Annotated in this window: 24 protein-coding genes and 2 riboswitches; of the genes, 8 read left to right on the forward strand and 16 right to left on the reverse strand. The window is 67.2% G+C overall.

The window, feature by feature from the left end:
- Positions 1–41 precede the first annotated feature (41 nt).
- Positions 42–160, reverse strand: a riboswitch (guanidine-I (ykkC/yxkD leader).
- Positions 161–275: 115 nt separating this feature from the next.
- The gene (locus AC23D4_RS14800) at positions 276–899 is read right to left on the reverse strand and encodes a DUF6198 family protein (RefSeq protein WP_472890406.1); all 624 of its coding nucleotides are present in this window, start codon (positions 897–899) and stop codon (positions 276–278) included.
- 117 nt (positions 900–1,016) lie between these two features.
- Between AC23D4_RS14800 and AC23D4_RS14805 the strand changes: the two genes are divergently transcribed.
- Together AC23D4_RS14805 and AC23D4_RS14810 are read left to right on the forward strand one after the other, a co-directional pair.
- A complete protein-coding gene (locus AC23D4_RS14805; protein ID WP_472890407.1) occupies positions 1,017–1,694 on the forward strand; it encodes a helix-turn-helix domain-containing protein in 678 nt (225 codons plus the stop codon).
- Entirely contained in the window at positions 1,675–2,223 is a 549-nt protein-coding gene (locus AC23D4_RS14810) for a DUF6036 family nucleotidyltransferase (protein ID WP_472890408.1), read from the forward strand. The genes AC23D4_RS14805 and AC23D4_RS14810 overlap by 20 nt, the downstream gene beginning before the upstream one ends.
- A 4-nt stretch (positions 2,224–2,227) precedes the next feature.
- Here the strand turns inward: AC23D4_RS14810 and AC23D4_RS14815 are convergent, their stop codons facing one another.
- The 9 genes from AC23D4_RS14815 to AC23D4_RS14855 all read right to left on the reverse strand — a co-directional run bounded on the left by AC23D4_RS14815 (position 2,228) and on the right by AC23D4_RS14855 (position 9,887).
- Positions 2,228–3,013: an MBL fold metallo-hydrolase gene (locus AC23D4_RS14815; protein WP_472890409.1), complete on the reverse strand. Its 786-nt coding sequence runs from the start codon at positions 3,011–3,013 to the stop codon at positions 2,228–2,230.
- Positions 3,014–3,041: 28 nt separating this feature from the next.
- Positions 3,042–3,824, reverse strand: coding sequence for a hypothetical protein (locus AC23D4_RS14820; RefSeq protein WP_472890410.1), 783 nt, complete (start codon positions 3,822–3,824; stop codon positions 3,042–3,044).
- Positions 3,821–4,492, reverse strand: coding sequence for a cysteine hydrolase family protein (locus AC23D4_RS14825; RefSeq protein ID WP_472890411.1), 672 nt, complete (start codon positions 4,490–4,492; stop codon positions 3,821–3,823). Before AC23D4_RS14825 ends, AC23D4_RS14820 begins: the two co-directional genes overlap by 4 nt.
- A complete protein-coding gene (locus AC23D4_RS14830; protein ID WP_487623632.1) occupies positions 4,489–5,283 on the reverse strand; it encodes a creatininase in 795 nt (264 codons plus the stop codon). Before AC23D4_RS14830 ends, AC23D4_RS14825 begins: the two co-directional genes overlap by 4 nt.
- A 1-nt stretch (position 5,284) precedes the next feature.
- The gene (locus AC23D4_RS14835; RefSeq protein ID WP_472890413.1) at positions 5,285–6,202 is read right to left on the reverse strand and encodes a DMT family transporter; all 918 of its coding nucleotides are present in this window, start codon (positions 6,200–6,202) and stop codon (positions 5,285–5,287) included.
- A 2-nt stretch (positions 6,203–6,204) separates the two neighbouring features.
- Positions 6,205–6,966, reverse strand: coding sequence for an SDR family NAD(P)-dependent oxidoreductase (locus tag AC23D4_RS14840; protein ID WP_472890414.1), 762 nt, complete (start codon positions 6,964–6,966; stop codon positions 6,205–6,207).
- On the reverse strand, positions 6,963–7,742 hold the full coding sequence (locus AC23D4_RS14845) for an SDR family NAD(P)-dependent oxidoreductase (protein WP_472890415.1): 780 nt from the start codon (positions 7,740–7,742) through the stop codon (positions 6,963–6,965). Before AC23D4_RS14845 ends, AC23D4_RS14840 begins: the two co-directional genes overlap by 4 nt.
- A 2-nt stretch (positions 7,743–7,744) precedes the next feature.
- On the reverse strand, positions 7,745–8,758 hold the full coding sequence (locus tag AC23D4_RS14850; RefSeq protein ID WP_472890416.1) for a fatty acid desaturase family protein: 1,014 nt from the start codon (positions 8,756–8,758) through the stop codon (positions 7,745–7,747).
- Between the two features lie 88 nt (positions 8,759–8,846).
- A complete protein-coding gene (locus AC23D4_RS14855) occupies positions 8,847–9,887 on the reverse strand; it encodes an ABC transporter substrate-binding protein (protein WP_472890417.1) in 1,041 nt (346 codons plus the stop codon).
- Between the two features lie 52 nt (positions 9,888–9,939).
- A riboswitch (guanidine-I (ykkC/yxkD leader) is annotated at positions 9,940–10,040 on the reverse strand.
- Positions 10,041–10,251: 211 nt separating this feature from the next.
- On the opposite strand from AC23D4_RS14855, the gene AC23D4_RS14860 reads away from it, so the two are divergent.
- From AC23D4_RS14860 to AC23D4_RS14885, 6 genes are all read left to right on the forward strand, one after another.
- Positions 10,252–11,235: an IS5 family transposase gene (locus AC23D4_RS14860; RefSeq protein WP_472887108.1), complete on the forward strand. Its 984-nt coding sequence runs from the start codon at positions 10,252–10,254 to the stop codon at positions 11,233–11,235.
- Between the two features lie 173 nt (positions 11,236–11,408).
- The gene (locus AC23D4_RS14865; protein WP_472888911.1) at positions 11,409–11,762 is read left to right on the forward strand and encodes a zinc ribbon domain-containing protein YjdM; all 354 of its coding nucleotides are present in this window, start codon (positions 11,409–11,411) and stop codon (positions 11,760–11,762) included.
- Positions 11,763–11,823: 61 nt separating this feature from the next.
- Positions 11,824–12,468, forward strand: a complete 645-nt coding sequence (locus tag AC23D4_RS14870) for a 3'-5' exonuclease (protein ID WP_472888912.1) — start codon at positions 11,824–11,826, stop codon at positions 12,466–12,468.
- A 43-nt stretch (positions 12,469–12,511) separates the two neighbouring features.
- The gene (locus AC23D4_RS14875; RefSeq protein WP_472888913.1) at positions 12,512–12,982 is read left to right on the forward strand and encodes a C40 family peptidase; all 471 of its coding nucleotides are present in this window, start codon (positions 12,512–12,514) and stop codon (positions 12,980–12,982) included.
- A gap of 37 nt (positions 12,983–13,019) precedes the next feature.
- On the forward strand, positions 13,020–14,126 hold the full coding sequence (locus tag AC23D4_RS14880; protein WP_472888914.1) for a 3-deoxy-7-phosphoheptulonate synthase: 1,107 nt from the start codon (positions 13,020–13,022) through the stop codon (positions 14,124–14,126).
- Positions 14,127–14,292: 166 nt separating this feature from the next.
- Complete coding sequence (locus AC23D4_RS14885) at positions 14,293–15,096, forward strand: SDR family NAD(P)-dependent oxidoreductase (RefSeq protein WP_472888915.1); 804 nt, start codon at positions 14,293–14,295, stop codon at positions 15,094–15,096.
- A 72-nt stretch (positions 15,097–15,168) separates the two neighbouring features.
- Here AC23D4_RS14885 and infA read toward each other — a convergent pair whose 3' ends face one another.
- The 6 genes from infA to minD form a co-directional block, all read right to left on the reverse strand.
- Positions 15,169–15,423 (reverse strand): translation initiation factor IF-1, encoded by a 255-nt coding sequence (infA, locus tag AC23D4_RS14890; protein WP_056265133.1) that lies wholly within the window; start codon positions 15,421–15,423, stop codon positions 15,169–15,171.
- Between the two features lie 16 nt (positions 15,424–15,439).
- Complete coding sequence (locus AC23D4_RS14895; RefSeq protein ID WP_472888916.1) at positions 15,440–15,751, reverse strand: hypothetical protein; 312 nt, start codon at positions 15,749–15,751, stop codon at positions 15,440–15,442.
- A 395-nt stretch (positions 15,752–16,146) separates the two neighbouring features.
- Positions 16,147–16,602, reverse strand: a complete 456-nt coding sequence (locus AC23D4_RS14900; protein WP_472904524.1) for a hypothetical protein — start codon at positions 16,600–16,602, stop codon at positions 16,147–16,149.
- Between the two features lie 330 nt (positions 16,603–16,932).
- Positions 16,933–18,633, reverse strand: coding sequence for an ABC1 kinase family protein (locus AC23D4_RS14905; RefSeq protein WP_472888918.1), 1,701 nt, complete (start codon positions 18,631–18,633; stop codon positions 16,933–16,935).
- A gap of 61 nt (positions 18,634–18,694) precedes the next feature.
- Positions 18,695–18,955 carry a cell division topological specificity factor MinE gene (gene minE / locus AC23D4_RS14910; RefSeq protein ID WP_472888919.1) on the reverse strand — a complete coding sequence of 87 codons (261 nt, stop codon included), beginning with the start codon at positions 18,953–18,955 and terminating at the stop codon, positions 18,695–18,697.
- 2 nt (positions 18,956–18,957) lie between these two features.
- Positions 18,958–19,773 carry a septum site-determining protein MinD gene (gene minD, locus AC23D4_RS14915; protein WP_305361873.1) on the reverse strand — a complete coding sequence of 272 codons (816 nt, stop codon included), beginning with the start codon at positions 19,771–19,773 and terminating at the stop codon, positions 18,958–18,960.
- Between the last annotated feature and the right edge of the window lie 32 nt (positions 19,774–19,805).

Genomic DNA, 19,805 nt, shown 5'->3' on the forward strand with positions numbered 1-19,805 from the left:
GGGACAAACGGCGAGAGAGGCTCGTGCGCAAGCAGCGAAGCGTCTCCCGGGCTTTTGTCCCTCCGTGGAGCCACACGATCGTGGCCGACTGCTCTCGGACCAGACGGCTCAGACTTCTTTGGTGAAGTGGTCTGAGCCCGGAACCCTAGCGGTCTTCAAGGCAGCGAATCACCGTTTTGGTGCACTCGCCTCTCTGTGTGTAGGTATAAGCAGGTTTGGTGCCAGTGTCGGGCACAGGACTTGGCGGCCCGTGCTCAGCCGCCTGATGGCACCGCTCACACCCCGAGGTACCTCCCCGGCCGGTGGTTGAGAGCGAGGATGGCGCCGATGGCCACCGCCCCCACCACCGATTGCGCCACCTGGATGGGCGGCAGCACCCCGAACGCCGCGAGCACGACGACCAGATCCACAGACATCTGCACCTTGCCGGCGCTGAAGCCTTTGGCCTGCTGCAGCCATTGCGCGAGGATGTTGACGCCGCCCACGCTGGCCTGGTGGCGCAGCAGGGCGAGCAGCCCGAAGCCGATCAGAAAGCCGCCGAGCACCGAGGCGACCCAGGGGTTGAGCAGCTCGAAACGCACCACCTTGGGCGCCAGCGTGGTGCAGGCGGACACGAGGGCGACGGCGCCGAAGCTCTTGAAGGTGAACGCCGGGCCGAGCCGGTACCAGGAGAGCACGAAAAACGGCAGGCTGAACAGGAAGAAGAACAGGCCGAAGGGGAGACCGGTGGCGTAGCTCGCCAGAAAAGCCACGCCAGCCACGCCGCCGGTGAGCAGGCCGGCGTGGCCGAACATGGTCATGCCGAGTGCAACGAAGAGCGAGCCGGCGATGAGCGCGTGGGTGTCGTCGAACCAGGAGTGGGTGGCGGGGGCGGGGGCGATGGGGGTGGCGGAGTCCATGCGGGGGAACAAGCATGGGGCGTGCCGTGATGGCGCGCGTGCAGAAAGGCTCTGTACCCCATCATGAATGTCCAGCATATTGGACAAATCGCGGTCCATCTGTATAAAATGCTGGACATGCCCGCCCATATCCAGCTCCCCACCGCCAGCGAGCGCGACCTGCTCATGCGCCTCGGGGAGAACCTGCGCGCCACCCGCACGGCGCGCAGGGTGTCGGCCCAGTCGCTGGCGCGCGATGCGGGCATTTCACGCACGACGCTGTATGCGATCGAGCTGGGTGATCCATCGGTGACCATGGGTTCATACCTGCGGGTCATGACGGAGCTGGGCGTGGGCGCCAACCTGCCTTCGCTGGGCAACCCCACCGCGCCGCAGGCGCTTGAAGCCCGACAGAACACGCCCGCCTACGCTGTCAGCCCGGCGCGCCGTGAGCCGCAGCCCCACGCCTTGCAGGATCTGCAGAGCCTGCTCATGCATGAAAAGGCCGTTTCGCTGATCAAGAACGACCCCGCGCTGCGGGCCCGCGCGCTGGACATTCTCGACAGCTGGCGCACCCACAACGACCTCAACGCCCAGCCGCTGCTCGATGAATGGCAAAGGATCTTGCTGAGCAGCGACTGGAAGAAGGCGCTGAGCCGGTCGCAGAAGGCCCAGCAGTTGCGTCAGGCGTCGCCGCTGCCGGGCTTGCTGGCCGCTGAAGACCGCATGCAGATCCTGCAGCAGGTCCGGGCGCTGCGGGACGACACTGCGCAGCCTTCGGCGGAGGGGCACGGGCATGCAACGCGAACAGCTTGAACACATCATCCGTGATGCCGGGTTCATCACGAACCAGTACGACTTCATCGTCATCGGGAGCCAGTCCATCCTGGGCGCGGTGAGGTACCCGCCGCCGGAATGCCTGATGTCGATGGAGGCCGACATCTACCCCTACAACGTGGATGGCGACATTCAGCACCTGCTCGACAAGATCGACGGAAGCATCGGCGAAGGCTCGGCCTTTCACGTCCGGTTCGGCGTCTATGCGCAAGGGGTCGATTCGCACACCGCGGTGCTGCCCGCCGGATGGGAGAAGCGGCTGACGGCACTTCAGAACGAGGGCACCGACGGGCGGGTGGCATGGTGCATCGACCCGACCGACCTGTTCCTTGCCAAGAGTGTGGCCAACCGCGAGAAAGACGGCCCATTCAACAAGGCTCTGCTGCGGGCCGGGCTGGTGGCGCCAGCGGAGGCACTGACCCGAGCGAACGATCTACCGCGCTCCGCGCAAGACATCGATCGGGTGAAGAGCCGGATCAGACGCTGGGTGAAAGAAGCGGGTTTGTAAGGCCTCAGCGACCGGCCTGGTCTCCCACCCGCTCGAGATACGCCCGCACCAGCTCGCGCAGCCGCTCGCGCCCGAAGCTCGGGTCGTGGCCCGCGTGCACCACGCTCACCGGCAGGGTCAGCAGGCGTTCCATGGTGCGCGCGTAGGCCACGCGGTCGGAGTGGTGCAAGTCATCGATGAGCGGGCCGTCGTAGATGGCGTCGCCCGAAAACAGCGTGCCGCTCCTGGCTTCCCACAGGCCGATGCTGCCGGGCGAGTGGCCGGGCAGGTGCAGCACCTCGAAATGGCGGTTGCCGAGGTCGATGGTGTCGCCTTCGTCGAGCCGGCGCGTGACGGTGGCTTGCTTGATCTGCCAGGCCGAAAGGTCGTAATCGGGCGTGGGCAGGGCGGTGAGGGCGGGGCCGCCGGTTTGATAGCCGGGCACGGCGATGTTGACTTCGTTGAGGTCGAAGTCGGCCAGCGTGCCGTCGGGGTCGGCGTGGGCGAGCGCATCGGCTTCGAGCCGGTGGCACCAGCATTCGGCGAACTCGTGGTGGCTGCCCACGTGGTCCAGGTGCACATGGGTGGCGAGGGCGGCCACGCGCTGGCCGAAGAGGTGGCGCGAGGCGGCGTGCAGGCTGCTGACGCCCAGGCCGGTGTCGACCATGAGGTCGAGCCCGCGCCCGCGGATGTGCCAGATGTTGCAGCGGAGAAAGGGAATGACGTGCGGCTCGGTGATGAGGGTGATGCCCTCGCCGAGGCTGCGGAACTGGAACCAGTCGCCGTCAATGGGCTTGAGTGGGGTGGTCATGGGCGTTCCTGCATTTTGACGATGGGCCTCACGGCGCCTGCTCGTCCCGGGTGTCGTCCACCCACTCCAGCACCTGCCAGTCGCCCGCCAGCGGGCCACCCTCCACGCGGGCGCGCGCGGCGTCCACGCGGTGCAAGGCACAGGGCAGTGCCTGGCCTTCCAGCGCGGGCTGGGTCGCGCGCTCCACCGTCCACACGCCGTGCTCCTTCTTGCCGAACGCGATCTCGAAATCGAGCAGGGCACCGGCTTGCGTCGGGTGGCGCCGGATCAGATCGCCCAGGGTTTCACCGGGCACCAGATCGGCCGGCCAGGCGGCCGTGCGCGGGCGCAGGTGCATGCAGTACACGCCCGCCACCAGCAGGCGCTCGGCGGTGGGCTGGCCGTCTGCATCAAGCCGCGCGAGCGCGATGCGCCGGCCGATCGAGTCGGGCAGGCGTTCCCACACTTCAAGGTAGCGGCCGTGGATGCCGGTTTCGATCACGCGCGCAGGCGTCTCGAACACCATGTGGCCAGCGTCGGGCGTGCTGCGCGGGGGCTGGAAGTCGATGGTGCGCTGCCAGGAGCAGACCTCGGGCAATGCCGCGTCGGGCCGGGTGATGGCGGTGGTGCCGGCAAAGCCTTGTGTCTGGGCGCGGCCTTCGGGGGTGTCACGCGGCGCATCGGGCGGCACGCGCAAATCCCCATGCCACAGGCCGGTCTGCAGCCAGCGCACCCAGGTGCTGGTGTCGCGGCCCTCGGGCGTTTCGAGCAGGGTGCGCGCCCACACGCCGTGGTACGCGGCGGGCACACCGGGGTGGTCGGGGGTGTTCATGCGGTGATTTTCGCGTGGAGAGCTTGCATCGCCCGCACACAATCATCGGTGCCCAGCACCGAACCGAAGATGCCGCCTTCGACGCCGATCATGGCGAGTGCGGGCGCGTGCAGCTCGGGCTGGCTGGCGGCGGTGGCATCGCCCACGGTGGTGCAGGTGTAGCCGCGGTCCACCGCCTCGCGCAGCGTGGAGTGCACGCAAACCTCGGTGGTCACGCCGCAGAGGATGAGCTGACCGATGCCGAAGGCGGCCAGCAGTGAGCCCAGCGTGGTCTGGTGGAAGGCGCCGTAGCCCGGTTTGTCGATCACATGCTCGCTGACCAGCGGGCGCAGCGCGGGCACGAAGTCGTGGCCCTGTTCACCGCGCACCAGCAGGCGGCCCAGCGGGCCGTGGCTGCCGATGGGTGCGCCGGCCGCCACGCTGCGCGCCAGCTTGGCGGGCGGGCAGTCCGAGAGGTCGGGCAGATGCCCTTCGCGTGTGTGCACCACCAGCAGGCCCGCTGCGCGCGCGGCGGCCAGCAGGCGCTGCACCTGCGGCACCACGGCCTGCATGGGCGCGATGTCGATGCCGGCCTGGTGGGCGTAGCCACCGGGGCTGCAGAAGTCGCGCTGCATGTCGATGACGATCAGCGCGGTGGTGGCGGGGTCGAAGGTGGTCGGGGCGTTCATGGCGCGGGGCGGGTGAACCCGGTGGTGATGGCTTCGGCCATGCGGCGCGCCACCTCGTCGGCCAGCAGCTTGCCCTTGGCGGCGTCGGAGCCTTTGGCCGAAGACAGCACGCCCGAGGGCGGCACCCAGTCGGTGCGGGGCGGGTACATGTCGTAGGGCGGGAAGTCGGCCGGGCCGTCATCGGGCAGCAGGTCCATGCGCACCAGGCTGGGGTGGTGGTGCAGCATCATGGACGTTTCCAGCACCGCGGCGTGCTCCAGTGCGAAGCCGGGGAAGCCGTCGGGGAACACGTCGCCCAGGGTCTCGGGCGTCATGAAATCCCAGTACTCCAGGCGCATCACCTGCAGCGCGCAGGCCGGGTCGGCGGCCCTGGCGTCGCGAAGGCCGAGGTCGATGCCTTCGATCAGGAACCACTGGTTCTCGTAGTGGCCGTTCACGATCACGAGTTTGTTCAGGCCGTGGCGCGCGAACTCGCGCACCGCGTCGCGCACCTGGCCGATGAGTGTGGCGGCGTCCACGCTGGTGGTGCCGCAGAAATGTTGGCCGCCGCCGCACTTGGGCTGCGACTTGTAGCCGTAGCTCAGGGTGGGCGCCACCAGGCCGCCCACACGCGCGGCGGTGTCGGCCGCCACGGCGCTCGCGAGCAGGCCGTCGGTGCCCAGTGGCAGGTGCGGACCGTGCTGTTCAAGCGCGCCCACGGGCAGCAGCACGGGCGGGTGCTCGCGCTGCACGCGGGCCTGGTAGTCCAGCCATGAGAGCTGGTTCATCCAAACGGTGTTGGGGCTTGTCATCTCAGACTCCGGTTGTTGCATGGCTTGGGTCGTTGCCGGGCGCGGGTGAATCGGTGCCGCTGCTGCCCAGCGCTTCCACCAGGGCCGCAGTCGCAATGAGCGCACCACCCGCCCAGCCCATGGGCGTGAGGCTTTCGCCACCGAACCAGAGCGCGGTGAGCACGGCCACCACCAGCTCGGCCAGCAGGATCACGCCGGCGCGGCTGCTCTCCAGGTGCGTCACGCCGAACTGCCAGGTGGCGGTGGCCAGCAGCAGCCAGCCGAAGCCGTAGGCCAGGATGCCGAGCCACACGCCCGCGCCCATGGCCGGCACGCTGTGGCCCAGTGCGCTGGTGGCGGCGAGCGAAATCACGCCGCAGCCGACGAACACGGACAGCGTCTTGGTGCGCATGGGCACGGCCTGCGCGGCGCGCGCGAGGATGTTGTTGGCCGCGAAGGCGAAGCCGGCCGAGAGCGCGAGAAAGTCCACGAAGCTGAGCGAAAGGCTCAGCGCGCCCGGCCCGCCGAGCACCATCCACAGGCCCACGATGGCGGCCACCACCGCGGCCCAGCGCAGGGGCGGAATGCGCTCCTTCAGGAAAAGCCAGCCGCCCAGCACCGACCACACGGGCGAGAGGTAGAACAGGAACATCACCCGCACCACGTCGCCCATCATCAGCGCGTTGACGAACGAGGTGTTGGCCCAGCCGCCCACCAGCGCCAGCGCGAGCACATAGCCCCACTGCGAGCGCCAGGCCGCGCGGTCGCGCCAGATGAAGGGCAGCGCGCACAGGCCCACCAGGCCATAGGACAGCAGCGACACCACCGGCCCGCTCAGGCCCTGCGCGATGAACCACTTGAGCGGCACCCACGACAGGCCCCAGAGCGAGGCGGAGAACAGCAGCACGCCGGTGGCGGTGCGGTCGGAGGGGTGTTTCATCCTCATGGCATCACCGAGCCGCCGTTCGGGCCGAGTATTTGGCCGCAGTAGAAACGCGACAGGTCGGACGCGAGGAACAGCGCCGTGGCCGCGATCTCTTCCGGCGCACCCAGACGATGCTGAGGGATGGCGAGTTCTTTTTCCACCCACTCGGCGCTCATGTGTTCGAGCGAGACCATGGCGGTGGCCACCGGCCCGGGCGCGATGGCGTTGACGCGGATCTGGTGCGGCGCGAACTCGCGCGCCAATGAGCGTGTGAGGCCGATCACGCCGGCCTTGGCGGTGCAGTAGGGCGCGTAGCGCTCGCGCCCGAGGATGCCGAGGTCGGAGGCGATGTTGACGATGGCGCCGCTGCCGCGCGCCACCATGCCGGGCAGCACCGCGCGGCACATCAGGAAGACCGACTTGAGGTCGGTGCCGAGCATGCGGTCCCAGTCGGCTTCGGTGGTGTCGAGGAAGGCCTTCTCCTGGATGATGCCGGCGTTGTTGACCAGGATGTGGAGGTCGCCGCAGGCGGCAATGGCCTCGTCCACCAGGCGCTGCACGGTGGTGGCATCGCTCACGTCGGCATCGAGGGCTGTGGCCTGGCCGCCTGCGGCCTCGATGGCTTGCACCAGCGAATCGGCTTCGGCGTCCTGCCCCCGGTGGTTGACCACCACGCGCGCGCCGGCCTGCGCGAACAGCAGCGCGGTGGCGCGGCCGATGCCGGTGGCGGCGCCGGTGATCAGCGCGGTCTGGCCCTGCAAAGACACAGAAAAGCTCATGCCATCACCTCGCCGTGGCTGGCCACCAGGCACTGGCCGGTGAGCGGGGCGGCGCCATCGCTGGCGAGAAAGAGGAACACGCCCGCGAGTTGATCGGGCGTGAGCATCGTCGGCACGGCCTGGCGCGCGAGGATCTCACGCTCGACCTCGGCCTCGCTGCGACCGCTCTCTGCGGCCATCGCGGTCAGCGAACGCATCGCCGCGTCGGTGCGCACCCAGCCGGGGCAGACCGCGTTGACGCGGATGCCGCGCGGGCCCAGCTCCAGCGCGAGCGAGCGCGTGAGGCCCACGACCGCGTGTTTGCTCGCGCTGTAGGCCGAGAAACCGGCCACGCCGATGCGGCCCCAGATGGATGACTGGTTGATCACGCTCGCGCCGCGCGGCAGCAGGGGCAGCAGCGCTTGCGTGAGCCGCACCATGCTGCTCACGTTGTTGTCGAGCAGACCGGTCCAGCACGCCATGAAACCCGCTTCGGCATCGGCCAGCGGCGTGGGGTATTCGATGCCGGCGTTGTTCACCAGCACGTCGAGCTGGCCAAAGCGCTCCTGCACTTGGGCCCCCACCGCCGCCACCTGGGCATCGCTGCCGAGATCGCACACCGCGCTGTGCACCTGGCTGCTGTGCAGCGATCCCACCAGCGCGTCCAGCGGCGCGGCCGCGCGGTCCAGCAGCATCAGCCGCGCACCCTGTGCGAGAAAGGCGCGCGACAGCGCGCTGCCGATGCCGCCGGCCGCGCCGGTGATGAGAACGGTTTTTCCCTGCAGGCCGTAGTTCACGGTCACACCGCCGTCAAAAAGGAGACGCCGACAGCCCCGATGAACCCGTCGGCGCGGTGCGGCACGCCGGGCGGCAACACCGCGCCGTAGTCGCTGGCGAGCACGCGGGTCACGCGGTGGCGGTGGTAGGCGCGCAGCAGCTCGCCCACCGTGACCACCTGGGCATTGCCCGCGGGGTACAGCTCGCGATGCAGCCGGGGCAACTGGTACCAGGGTGCCACCGGGCGCTCGTGGTGTGCGTTGTGGAAACCGAAGTTGAGCCAGACCAGGTTGAGCCACTTGGCGTCCAGGCCCACCACGTCGCTGAAGGTGTTGGCCTGTTCGTAGGCGCGATCACGCAGCTTGTCTTTGGGGATCGGCGTTTCGTCGAGGATGGGGTAGGCGTCGTAGGTGTGCTGGAAGCAGTCGGCAAAACGCAGCAGGTGCACGAACAGCAGGTAGGCCAGCGCGTAGAGGGCCACGGCCTTGAGCGACCACCAGGCCAGCAGCGCCCAGGCCGTGATCCGGACGATGGCGACACCGATCACGCGGCCGCGCGCGGCCTTTTTCCGATCGCCCAGGAAGGGCAGCGCGATCACGAAGCCGCGCATGACGAACTCCACCGCGGGGATGTACAGCCACTCCAGCGCCAGCACCATCCGCCGCACCAGCGGGTGAGCGCGCAGAAAACCCTGCAGGTCGAAGGTGATGACGTCGGCGCGTTCGACATGGTGGCGCATGTGCTTGCGGCGCAGGTCGGCGAAGCTGGCGTAGGCGCTGCCGTTGATCCAGCTCATGAACTGGCCCCAGCGCTCGTTGGCCTGTGGCGTGCGGAAGATGGCGTGGTGGGCGAACTCGTGGATGAAGTAGGCCGACCAGGTGAGCGTGAGCGCGACCAGCAGCACGCCCAGCGCGTTGAGCGCCCAGTGGCTCTGGCCCAGCAGGGCGATACCCAGCGGCCAGCCGAGCACGGTGAAGGCCAGGGCGGCGGTGTTGGGCCAGACGCCGTCGGCGTGGCGGAAAAGGGCTTGCTTCATGGCGGGAACTCCATGCGGAAAACGCGGGGTGGCCAGCGCTCCGCACGCCGGTGCCATCGGCACGGGCGGCGGAGATCTCTGAGCGGATTTACTTGGCCAGCGCCTTGACGAGCGAGGCGTTGAAGGTGGCTTCGGTCGCCGGGATCTTGGTGATCTGGCCCTTGGCCTTGAGCAGCTGGCCAATGATGTCGCCGCTGGCGTAGTAGGACGTGGTTTCCTTGGCGGGCAGGAAGGCCTTGGGCATTTCGGCCAGCGGGATGTTGTAGACACCGCTCATCTGTTCCTTGGCTTCCTTGGCCGAGACACCCATGAACTTGCCAATGATCTTGGCGGCCTCGTCGGGCTTGGCTTTCATGTAGGCCATGCCGTCCAGGTAGGCCTTCATGACGCCGGTGATCTCGGTGGGCTTGGCCTTGATGACCTTGTCGTCGAACACCAGCACGTCAGCGATCAGGCCGGGCGCGTCCTTGGAGGAGAAGATCACCTTGAATTTTTTGCCGCCGCCCTGGCTCAGGATCTGCGACAGGCTGGGCTCGTAGGTCACGCCGATGGGCAGTGCGCCCGAGGCCATGGCCGCGGGCACCGCTTCGGGCGTCATGCTCACGGGGCTGATGTCCTTCTCGCTCAGGTTCACCGTCTTGAGGGCGTAGGAGAGCAAAAAGTCGCTCGGCGAGAGCGGGTTGTAGCCGATCTTCTTGCCCTTGAAGTCCGCCACCTTGGCGATGCTGCTGTCGGCCACGATGGCGTCGCCGCCGTTGGAGTAGTCGATGGGCATCACCACCTTCATGGCGCGGCCCGCCGCCACCTGGCCGACCACCTGGTCGTAGGTCAGCATGCCGCCGTCGACCGCGCCCGATGCGATGGCCGCGGGGATCAGCGCCGGGTCGTTGAAGACCTGCAGCGAGACTTTGAGGTTGTATTTCTTGAACAGGTCCAGCGATTCGGCCACATAGAAGGGCCCGTAGCCGATCCAGACCACGGTGGCCAGTTTCATGTTGGCGGGCGCGGCCATCGCCGTGGCGGTGGCCAGCGCGAGCGCGGCACCCAGCGCCGGCTTGAACAGCCTGCCGAGCACGGAAGAGGACGTGGTGGAACCTGCGGGAGAGGAGAAGAGACCAGCCAGTTTCATGATGAAGCTCCGTTTGATGAGGGATGGGCGCAGGAGAACCGATCTGACGTCGTTCTCCCGGGCTTTTGTCCCTCCGTGGAGCCTGCGATGAGGCCGGTCCACTCTCGGACCAGACCCCGCGGTGAAGCGGACGGAACCCTAGTGGACCTACGCACAAGCCGCTGCCCCTGTGTGCAGACCGCTCTCCATGCTGATACCCCCGGAAGCATGGATCGTGCCAGCACCTCTGCACCGTTTTTGCACCAAATCGCGGCACACCGCACCCCACACACCGGCCTCAGCGCTGAATTTGGTGCATGGGCCGGGGCCTAGGGAAGGTCTGCAAAACCTCGGCGCCCCTTGCCCGATGTGAGACAGTGACGTCATGAAGCAAATGAGCCTGGGCGAGAGCGGATTCGAGCGCAAGACCAAGAGGACGCGCAAACGCGAGTTCCTCGACGAGATGAACCTGGTGGTGCCTTGGGCCGAACTGGTTTCGCTGATCACGCCACTCGCACCCGCCCCTGGCGCCAAGGGCGGACGCCCACCGTTCGCCGTTGAGACCATGCTGCGCATCCACTTCATCCAACAGTGGTTCAACCTCTCAGACCCGGCTATGGAAGAGGCGCTGTACGACATGGCACTGTTCCGCGAGTTCGTGGGCCTGGATGCGGGTGAAGACAACCTGCCCGACGAGAGCACGATTCTTCGATTTCGCCACCTGCTCGAAGCGCACAACCTGAGCTTGCAGATCCTGGCCACCGTCAACGCCACGCTGGCAGCCAAGGGGTTGCTGCTCAAAAGCGGCACGGTAGTCGATGCCACGCTGATCGCCGCGCCGAGCTCGACCAAGAACAGCAGCGGTGAACGTGACCCCGAGATGCACCAGACCAAGAAGGGCAATCAGTGGCACTTCGGGATGAAGGCGCACATTGGTGTCGATGCGGAATCGGGCTTGGTGCACACGGTGGTGGGCACAGCGGCCAACGTCAATGACGTGACGCAGGCGCACGCACTGGTGCACGGGGAAGAGACGGACGTCTTTGCCGACGCGGGCTACCAAGGCGTGGGCAAACGGGAAGAGACGCAAGGCATTACGGTCAACTGGCATGTGGCCATGCGACCGGGCAAGCGCAAGGTACTGGACAAGAGCACGCCGATGGGCTCGATCATGGACCAGTTGGAGCAGGCCAAGGCGCGCATCCGGGCCAAGGTCGAACATCCGTTTCGGGTGATCAAGCGCCAGTTCGGGCATGTGAAGGTGCGCTACCGGGGACTGGCCAAGAACACGGCGCAACTGCACACGCTGTTCGCGCTGTCCAACCTGTGGATGGTGCGGCGCACGTTGCTTCAGGAGATGCGGGGATGAGTGCGCCTGCAGATGGCCAGAGGACCGCAAAACGGGGCGAAATCGCCTTTCAAACCGACCTTGCGAGCCTGCAATCACCATCATCTGAAATCGGATGCTTCAACTCACGCTGCGGCGGGTGTTGTGCAGACCTTCCCTAGAATCCCCTGCACCACCGCATACCCGTGCTCACCATGCCCCACACCATCCCCGCCTGCCCGCAATGCGGCCTTGAAAACACCTACCCCGACGGCGACCACTTTGTCTGCCCGGACTGCGCCTTCGAGTGGCCGCAAGCGGCCGCAGGTGCCGAAGACGAAGCCGCCGGCGACGGCAGCGTGAAAGACGCCAACGGCAACCCGCTGGCCGACGGCGACTCGGTGATCCTCATCAAGGACCTGAAGGTCAAGGGTTCGTCCACCGTGCTCAAGAAGGGCAGCAAGATCAAGGGCATCCGCCTGGTCGATGGCAACGACGGCCACAACGTGGACTGCAAGACCGAGCTGGGGCCCATGCTGCTGAAGTCGGAGTTCCTGAAGAAGGCATGAGCGCCGCACGGCCGCTCCGAAGGCGCTCAGCCCCGCAGTGCGCAGCACGGAGGGTGGTCCTATGAGCCTGACCGTGAACCGCATCGCCGTCATCGACTTCGAAACCACTGGTATCTCGCCCGGCCAGGGCGACCGCGCCACCGAGGTGGCGATCGTGCTGCTGGAGCGCGGCCAGGTGGTGGACCGCTTCCAGAGCCTGATGAACGCGGGCGTGCACATCCCGGCCTTCATCACCCAGCTCACCGGCATCACCAACGCCATGGTGGCCAGCGCGCCGCCGGCCGAGGCCGTGATGGCGGACGCCGCGCGCTTCGTCGGCGAGCTGCCGATGGTGGCGCACAACGCGTCTTTCGACCGCCGCTACTGGATCGCCGAGCTCGCACGCGCCGGTGTGCCGGCACCGCAGCCTTTTGCCTGCACCGTGCTGCTCTCGCGCCGGCTCTACCCCGAAGCGCCGAGCCACAAGCTCGGCAACCTGGTGGACTGGTTCCAGCTGCCGCGCACCGGCCGCGCCCACCGCGCACTGGCCGACGCCGAGATGGCGGCCGAGCTGCTGCAACGCATCCAGCACGACCTGCGCACGCGCCACGGTGTGGCCGAACCGGACCACGCCTTCCTCTGTGCGCTGCAGGCCTGCACGCGCGCGGCGCTGCCGAAGTTCTTTCTGGCGCGCGCCACGGTCGCCAGACCTTCCGTAACGGTCTGAAACCGGGCCGGATTGGGTGCCGCATCCGTTACGCTTTGCACCCATGCGCCGTTTCCTGCCCATCCTTGCCCTGACCATCCCCTTGCTGATCGCCGGCTGCGGCAGCGCACCCCCGTCGCGCGGGCCAGCGTACCGCGCGTTGTCGGCCGAGCAGTCGAGCGACATCGCCATCCACGCGCTGGGCCTGGTGGGCACGCCCTACCGCTACGGCGGCAACACACCCGAGAGCGGCTTCGACTGCAGCGGCCTGATCGGCTACGTGTACAAGAGCCGCGCCGGCGTGGCCCCGCCGCGCACAGTGGCGCAGCTGTCGGGCTTCGGCCAGCCGGTGAGCACCCGCGAGCTGCGCACCGGCGACCTGGTGATCTTTGGTTCGGGGCGACCGTTCCACGCGGGCATCTACGTGGGCGAAGGCCGCTTCGTGCACGCGCCGTCCACCGGCGGCACGGTGCGGCTGGACCGCCTGAACAACCGCTACTGGGCACGCCAGCACACCGCCTTCCGCCGCCCCTGAAGGGCGGCCCATGGTGGCCGCGCGACAATACCGGGCTATGACCCACGCCCACCGCACATCCACCCCGCTGTCCACCCAGGACACGACCCGCATCGACGACCTGCGCATCGGCGCGGTGCGCCCGCTCATCACGCCCGCCCTGCTGCAGGAATGGCTGCCCACGCCGCCCGAGGCGCTGGCGCTGGTCGAGAGCAGCCGCGGCGCGCTCTCGCGCGTGCTGCACGGTCAGGACGACCGCCTCATCGTCGTGGTCGGGCCGTGCTCCATCCACGACCACGGGCAGGCCATGGCCTACGCGCGGCTGCTCAAGGAACAGGCCGATGCGCTGTCACAAGACCTGCTCGTGGTGATGCGGGTGTACTTCGAGAAGCCGCGCACCACCGTGGGCTGGAAGGGCTACATCAACGACCCGCACCTGGACGGCAGTTTCGCCATCAACGAAGGGCTGGAACTGGCGCGCCAGCTGCTGCTGGACGTGCTGGCGCTGGGCCTGCCGGTGGGCACCGAATTTCTCGACCTGCTGAGCCCGCAGTTCATCAGCGATCTGGTGAGCTGGGGCGCCATCGGCGCGCGCACGACGGAGAGCCAGAGCCACCGCCAGCTCGCCAGCGGCCTCTCCTGCCCGGTGGGCTTCAAGAACGGCACCGACGGCGGCATCAAGGTGGCGAGCGACGCCATCCAGGCGGCGCAGGCGCCACACGCCTTCATGGGTATGACCAAGATGGGCCAGGCCGCGATCTTCGAAACGCGTGGCAACGCGGATTGCCACGTCATCCTGCGTGGTGGCAAGGCGACCAACTACAGCGCGGCCGATGTGGACGCCGCCTGCGCGCTGCTGAAAGCCGCGGGCCTGCGCGAGCAGGTGATGATCGACGTCTCGCACGCCAACAGCAGCAAGCAGCACCACCGGCAGATCGAGGTGTCGGCCGATGTGGCGCAGCAGATCGCCGCCGGCGACGTGCGCATCACCGGCGTGATGATCGAAAGCCACCTGAACGAAGGCCGCCAGGACATCGTGCCCGGCCAGCCGCTGCAGCACGGCGTGAGCGTGACCGACGCCTGCATCAGCTTCGAACAGACCGTGCCGGTGCTGCAGGGGCTGGCCGAAGCGGTGCGGGCGCGGCGCTCGAAAACCGGCCGCTGATCCCCGGTGCCCGACGAACGGGCCCGTCCAGACTGGCTCGCCGTTGACGACACTGTCAACTTTTACAGGGATTTGATCCCGCTCCTGCGCGGAGTGTCTAGAGTGCGCCAGTCGCTGGCTTTGGCTGGCGCCTCTTACACCCATAAACAGCATTCAGGAGGTTTCCATGTCCCCATTCCATCTGACCGGGCGCAAGGCCCTGGTGACCGGCGGCGCCCGGGGCCTGGGCGCCGGCATGGCCGTGGCGCTGGCCGCGGCCGGGGCCGCGGTGATGATTGGTGACGTGCTTGAAGAGCAGGGCCGCGAAACTGCGCGGGCGCTCGCCGCCACCGGTGCCCGTGCCGCGTTTGTGCACATGGACGTGACCGACGAAGCCCACTGGCTTGCCGCCATCAGCGCCACCCACTACGCACTGGGCGGCTTCGACATCCTGATCAACAACGCCGGCGTGGAAGTCACGGCGCTGGTGACCGACATCGACCCCGACGAACTGCGCCGCATGCTCGACGTCAACATCGTGGGCACCGCGCTGGGCATCAAGCACGCCTTTCGCGCCATGCGCCCGGGTGGACTGGCCGGACAGGGCGGTACCGTGGTCAACATTTCGTCGGTGGCGGCGACCATCGCATTTCCGGCGATCGCCGGGTATTCGGCGACCAAGTCCGCCGTGGACCGGCTCACGCGCGTGGCAGCCGCGGAATCGGGCAAGCTCGGATATGGCGTGCGGGTGAACTGCGTCTATCCCGGGCTTGTGCCCACCAACATGGGATTGAAGCTCGCCAGTGACGTGGTGAGCGCGGGCCTGTTCGCCTCGCCCGATGCGGCCGTGATGGCCATCGTGGAACAGACGCCGCTGGGGCGCCTCGGCACCATCAGCGACATGGCCGATGCCGTGGTCTTTCTGTGCTCCGACGCATCGCGGTTCATCACCGGCGCGGGCCTGCCGGTGGACGGTGGCATGGGCACCTGAGCGCCCCCGGAGTCCGCCTCCACCAGAAGACAAACCCCGCGCGCTGGTCAGCGCGCGGTGGCTCTCAGGTGCTCAGCGCGGCTTGCGCGGCACCATCGGGCCGCGGCCCTCGATGTGGCGGAAATTGATGCGGCCCTTGGTCAGGTCGTAGGGCGAGAGTTCCAGGGAAACCCGGTCACCCGCGAGGATGCGGATGTGGTTCTTCTTCATCTTGCCGGCGGAGTAGGCAATCAGCTGGTGACCGTTGTCCAGCGTCACGCGAAAGCGCGTGTCGGGCAGCACCTCGTTGACGATGCCCATCATGTCGATCAGTTCTTCCTTGGCCATGTGAGGCTCCTTTGCTTCAAATACAAATCTGGGGAGAAGGCACCGTCGCTGCCACGGTGGCCGGGCGGACGCGGGCGCGCAACGCGTCGTTCACCCAGTCGATGCCTTGCGCCACGGCGAAATGCGCCGCTGCGTCGTGTGTGGGGAAATCATCGTGGAAGCGCATGACACGGTCGGTGCAGGCGCTGCCGGAGCCGCTGGCGATGGACACCTGCGCGGCAAAACGGCCGCACGGCAGCGGCCGGGGGCAAGCCGCGATGCGGTACTTGTCCAGAGTGAGAGGCGACAGTCTCTTCGTTGTTGTGGTCGTGGAAATCGTATGAATCATCAAAAACATCAAAGGGCGAAACGCTGCGGTCTCATGGACCGCACAGCAGGAAAACGCCCGAAAAACACATTGGCAGCCCCAGGCGCCGGGGTGCCCGACTGAATCAGCCGGCGCCGACGCGGTGTCGGGAACACCACGCCAGAACCGGTGCACGCGCCACGGCAGGGGCATCGGCAACAGCAGGGAGAATATTGCGACGGCGCCGACCTGGAAAGGGTGCGGGGCTGGCGCGGCTCGCGATGGAGGGGCTGGACCGGCGGCCCCTCTGCCGGGGGCGGTGCATCAGGGTCGGAAAACCCGGACGCGGCTGGTCGCCCAAGGCGAACCAGTTAATGTACCACGATGTGGAAAAACGTGCACGGGTGAAGCATCGCCAGCGAACAAGCCGTGCGACTTCAGCAGCGCAGCCTGAACTGCTCGTCGCGGGCCTCTTTTTTCTCCACCCGGATACGGTCTTGCCTCAACGCGGACAGGGGTTGTCGCGCCTCTGAATCCAGCACCGCGACCCGTTCATTCAGGTATTTGCATCGCGAGGCTTTGTTCCAGGCAGCGCGGGTGTCACGTTGTTCCTGAAACACCGGAGCAGGGTTCGAGGTGACGGGAACAGCCAACTCGGCGCGACGTGCGCGCGCCCAGGCCACTTGTTCGTCAAACGAACGGTCCGCAGGCACGGTCACCGTTCGATCAACCAACGCGCTGCGCTGGTGACAGTGTTGACGCGTCCAGAACAAGCCCCCGTCGGTCGCTTTGCACAGGTAGAGGGTGATCGTGCTGGGACGCGACGGAGCGGACGCGTGCGCCACGGTGGAGGCCTCGGCACCGGGAGGGCAATGGTCATCGGTGTAGAGCACCTGGCCTTGCACGACGCACTTGTGCATGCCTGGCGAAGCCATCCTGGATGGGACCACCGGCGTCACACCGGTCCTCTGCGTTGGAGGCGCTGACGCAGAACCGGGCGCTGCGACGGTGCGGGCGGCTGTCGGCAACTGAACACTGAAAGGTTGAGCGCCGTCAGACCGGGATGCAACGACTCTACGGGCATCCCACCAGCCATAGCCCACATAGAAAGCGACCAGCACGGCGATGGCGGCGACGGACAGCACAGTCCCCAGTTTTCCGGGTTCCGGTGGCCTGAAAGGGGCATCGCTTTGAACACCTTCGCGCATCCAGTCACTGCTCATTCAATCCTCCCCCACATCCCGCCCCTTGCTGCTGCGCCAGATCGCGCGCACCAGCCACAGCCCACCGACGAACGCGCTGGCAAAGCCGAGGAAACCGAAGGCGGGCAGGCCAAACAGGGTGGGGCCGCCCTGGACGGTCATGACGATGGACGAGCCGATGATGAGCGCGGCGATCACCAGCGCCATGGTGAGGCGGTTGGCGGCGCGGTCGATCTGGTCGCCCACGCGCTTGAGGTGCGCGAGCTCGATGCCCACGTGCACCTTGCCGCGGCGCGCGTTGCGCAGCAGGCGCGAGACGTCGTGCGGCAGCTGTTCGGCCACGGCGAGCGTGCGGCGCAAGGTCTGCCAGGCGCGGTTGGCCACCACCTTGGGCTGGTAGCGCGCGCGCACCACCTGCTTGAGCAGCGGCAGGGCCTCGGTCGTCATGTGGAAATCGGGGTCCAGGCTGCGGCCCATGCCTTCGAGCGTGATGAAGGCCTTGATGAGCAGGGCCATGTCGGACGGCAGGCCGAGGTGGTGTTCGCGCAGGATGGTGGTGACGTCGGCGAGCATTTCGCCCAGGTTCAGCTGGGCCAGCGGGGTTCCGTGGTACTGGTCGACGAAGGTTTCGATCTCGGTTTCGAGCAGGCTGAGGTTGACGCCGTGCTCGTCGCCGGTCCAGTCGAGCAGCACGTCGGCCACGGTCTGCGGATTGCGTTCCACCAGGCCCAGCAACAGGTTCAGGAGTTCTTCGCGTCGACGCACCGAGAGGCGGCCGACCATGCCGAAGTCGATGAAGGCGATGCGGTTGCCTTCAAGGTAGATGACGTTGCCTGGGTGCGGGTCGGCGTGGAAGAGCCCGTCTTCGACGATCTGTTTGAGCACGGCCTGTGCGCCGCGTTTCGCCAGCAGACTGCGGTCCAGACCCTGGGTGTCAAGCTGGTCGAGTTGATTGCCGGCGATGCCATCCACGAAGTCCTGCACATTGACGCGTTCCTTGGTGTGCATCCAGTGCACCTTCGGCACCACGATCCAGGGCAGGCTGACCAGGTTGGCGGCGATGCGTTCGGCGTTGCGGCATTCGCTGGCGAGGTCGAGTTCGCGCCTGAGCGAGCGCGCGAGCTCACGCACCAGCTGCTGCGGGCGGTAGGGTTTGAGGGCGGGGATTTCGGCCTCGGCGATGGCGGCCAGGCGGCCGAGCAGGCGCAGGTCGGCTTCGATGGTGTCGGTGATCCCGGGACGGCGGATCTTGACGACCACTTCGGTACCGTCGTGCAGCCGGGCGCGGTGAACCTGGGCGATGGAGGCGGCGGCGAGCGGTTCGGTATCGAAACGGGCAAAAATGGTTTCGGGCTCGCCGCCGAGGTCTTCGCGCAGCTGCGAACGCAGCGATTCCAGCGGCACGGCGGGCACCTGGCTGTGCAGCTTCTCGAACTCGGCGATGTAGTCGGGGCCGAACAGGTCGGCGCGGCCGGCCAGGATCTGACCGAGCTTGACGAAAGTGGGGCCGAGTTCTTCCAGCGTGAGGCGCAGCTGCACCGGGGGTTCGAGCCGCGCCAGCTCGGCCGCGTTGTCCCATTTGAGAGCGTGGCCGGCACGTTCCAGCCGGTCGGCCAGGCCCAGGCGGCGCACGCTGTCGCCAAAGCCATGGCGGATGAGCACGCCCAGAATGGTGTTCAGGCGGCCCATGTCTCGGGCGGCGCCCAGGGTTTCGATCAGCATGCGTGGATCATAAAGACCCGCCGCCGCGCTGCGCGCGTCCCCCTGAAGGGGGGGCGATGCCTTACTTGCGGTCAGGCAGCTCGATCTTGACTTCGAGCACCTCCAGGTTGTCCTGGCGCTCCAGCATGACCTTGATGTCGTCCGGATTGATCTTGATGTACTTGCCGATCACGGCCACCAGCTCGCGCTGCAGCGCGGGCAGGTAGTCGGGTTCGGCGGCGTTGCGACCGCTGCGTTCGTGCGCCAGGATGATCTGCAGCCGCTCCTTGGCGACGCTGGCGGTCTTCTTGTTTTCGCCCAGAAAGAAGGAAAGAAAGGACATGCTCACTTCCTTCCGAACACGCGCTTGAAGAAACCCGCCTTTTCGGCTTCGACGAAACGAAGCGGTTTCTCGGCACCGAGAAAACGGTCGATCACGTCGCTGTAGGCCTCGGCCACGTCGGTACCCTTGAGGTGGATCGCGGGCATGCCCTGGTTGGATGCGGTGAGCACGTTTTCACTCTCGGGGATCACGCCGATCAGCTTGATGCGCAGGATGTCCTGGATGTCCTCCAGGCTGAGCATCTGGCCGTCGGCCACGCGCGTGGGGTTGTAACGCGTGATCAGCAGGTGTTCCTTGATCGGGTCCTTGCCTTCGATGGCGCGTTTGGTCTTGCTGCCGAGCATGCCGAGGATGCGGTCGGAATCGCGCACGCTGGAGACTTCGGGGTTGGTCACAATCAGCGCTTCGTCGGCGAAGTGCATGGCCATGAGCGCGCCGGTTTCGATGCCGGCGGGCGAGTCGCAGACGATGTATTCAAAACCCATGGCCGACAGGTCGTTCAGCACCTTCTCCACGCCGTCCTGCGAGAGCGCGTCCTTGTCGCGCGTCTGGCTGGCAGCGAGAACGAACAGGTTGTCGCACTGCTTGTCCTTGATCAGCGCCTGGTTGAGGTTGGCTTCGCCGTGGATGACGTTGATCAGGTCGTAGACCACGCGCCGCTCGCAGCCCATGATCAGGTCGAGGTTGCGCAGGCCAACGTCGAAGTCGATGACGGCGGTCTTGTGGCCGCGCAGGGCGAGGCCGGAGGCGAAGCTGGCGCTGGTGGTGGTCTTGCCCACGCCGCCCTTGCCTGAAGTGATGACAACGATTTGGGTCATGTGGAGGTTCCTGTGAAGGTGGGAAATGGCTG

This window comes from Hydrogenophaga sp. L76 (assembly GCF_057654755.1).